Annotated in this window: 2 protein-coding genes; both read right to left on the reverse strand. The window is 55.1% G+C overall.

All coding sequences use genetic code 11. The features are described from left to right. Window positions 1–356 (reverse strand): hypothetical protein (locus AC1MHZ_RS23320; protein WP_482967007.1); only part of this gene is annotated, 356 nt, incomplete at its 3' end. Between the two features lie 141 nt (window positions 357–497). Beyond that, window positions 498–2,056, reverse strand: a 1,559-nt coding sequence (locus AC1MHZ_RS23325) for an RHS repeat-associated core domain-containing protein (protein WP_482967008.1), incomplete at its 5' end; no start/stop codon positions are given.

Raw genomic sequence — 2,056 nt, forward strand, 5'->3', positions numbered from 1 at the left:
CGCGCGCCAAGCGCTGTTTCGCTCAGCGACAATGGCCGGCCGCCGGCATTGGCCGCCTCGTAGGCAGCCGTGGACACGGTGCCCTGGGCATTGCGTGACCACAAGGGCCGGCCTGCCATGTCGGGCAGCGTGAAGGCCGCGTCGCCATCAGCGGTATGCAGACACAAGGGTTGGCCGGCCAACCCTGAAACGGTGACCGCATCGGCATTGCCGGTGGAGGTATTGTTCAAGGCGCGAGCACCGAACAGCCGCGTGGTGCGGCTGAATGGGTGGACTACCGTACGGCTGACCAACAGGCGCGCCGGTGCCTCGGGGGCCGAGGGGGTGCGTAAAAAGGCCAAGGTCCGAAAGGGCATAGCTACCATCGGTGTGGCAGCGTGCAGACATATTAGATTTAACATAGGGTAAATTCAGCTAATTGCGCCACTGCGACATGCCTAATTTGAACAGCGTGAAAGGTCATGAAACAGCCACTTTCACGTCCCTTTTACACACCGCTATTTCCAGCGAGTTAACCTGAAGCACCGAAGTCCATTTTTCATCCCACTCGACACAGCCTTAAATCGCGTGCCTGGCAAATGGATAGCTTCTATTTCAGTATAATCCAATGTCTTTAGCGCTCCCGTACCAGACAGATCAAACAGCACTCCTGTTCGACCTTGGGCAAATTCGATGTCATGCTTATCTGGCGTAGCAAACGACTCAGCGACCGCCCTTCTCCTATCACCGGACAAAAAATGATCCGCCTCATAGCTGGAAGTTGATTCAATTTCGCTAATCTCAGCAGGTGTCATCAGCGCACCGCGATACAATTCGCCGTTGTATGCCGCACCCGGAACATTCAATGCATCTGAAAAAGCCTTCACAATTCTCTCTGAATTGTCACCCATAGCTCTCAGTTCTTCAAATGTATCCTCTACTACTTTTTTATCCAAACCTAACGAAGTAAACTCAGACTGAGCGACTAGCAATCCACCCAGCACATCGTTAGCCACGTCATTATTGAAGGCGCCTGGGCTCTTACCTTTCCCACTCACAAAACGAGCATGTCCATTTATGAATTTAGCCCCAGCATTAGTCGCGTAAACCAGCTTTATGCCACGGGGAAAATTAGCCTTTCTTCTGTGCTTGTCCTCCAGCGCCGCCTTGACCTGATTACGCCTATCTGTTTCCCCTTCACGAATAGCTTTTCTCTCCCCGCGCTTAAGCCCCTGTGAAAAAACCTGACCCACTTGTTCATCAACGAGCCCTTGAGCCTTTAATTTTGAGCGCCATTTGGATTCAAACTTATCATAGGAGTATCCGTCCTCCGCGGGGTAGTATTCCCAGCCTCCATCTTCACCTTGATCAGCATAGAAATGTTCTAAATAGCTAACAGCGACTTCTCTTATAATGACGTCGATGTCCGGCGCGCGCTGCACTGTCCGTTGATGCGGTGCCCCATCGTGTGTGCCTTGAGCGCCTTCAGCTTTGGCAACTCTGCTGGGGAAGCATCCACGTCCATCTGTATCGATAACGCCTATCGGATTGTTTCGGGTAAATCGATATAAGTTGATCCCGTCAATCAACCCACCCGGATCCGCACTCAACCAGCGCCCCAACTCCGCCTGGTAATAGCGCCATCCGTAGTAATACAACCCCGTCGCATCCCGCTCCTTGTTGGAATAGCGCATCGTCCGTTGCGTCAGGTTACTGGCTTCCTCGGCAGCCTCGTCGCACCCCACGGTACCGCCATAAGGGGCGTACTCTTCACGCGCAAGGACCAGCCCTTGAGCATCCGTCTCACCGCCGACACTGCCCAGATGATCAGCGAAGCGATAACGCAGCCGAACGGTGCCCGCGAGCCGGTCCTCCACCACGCGTACATCGCCCCCTTCGCTGATGACGATATGTTTTTGCGGCGCATCCTGCCCTGCTAGCCACCGCTGGCGAACCTCGCACCCGCCGGCATAGGTCGTGATCGTGGTCTGCGTGGCCGCGCTGACCTGCGCCTTGTGGACCTTGCGAGTGCGGGTGCCGCCGTCGGCGTAGTGGTAGCGCTCGCTGTCGTCATCGC

This window comes from Pseudomonas sp. FA-1, from assembly GCF_056856075.1.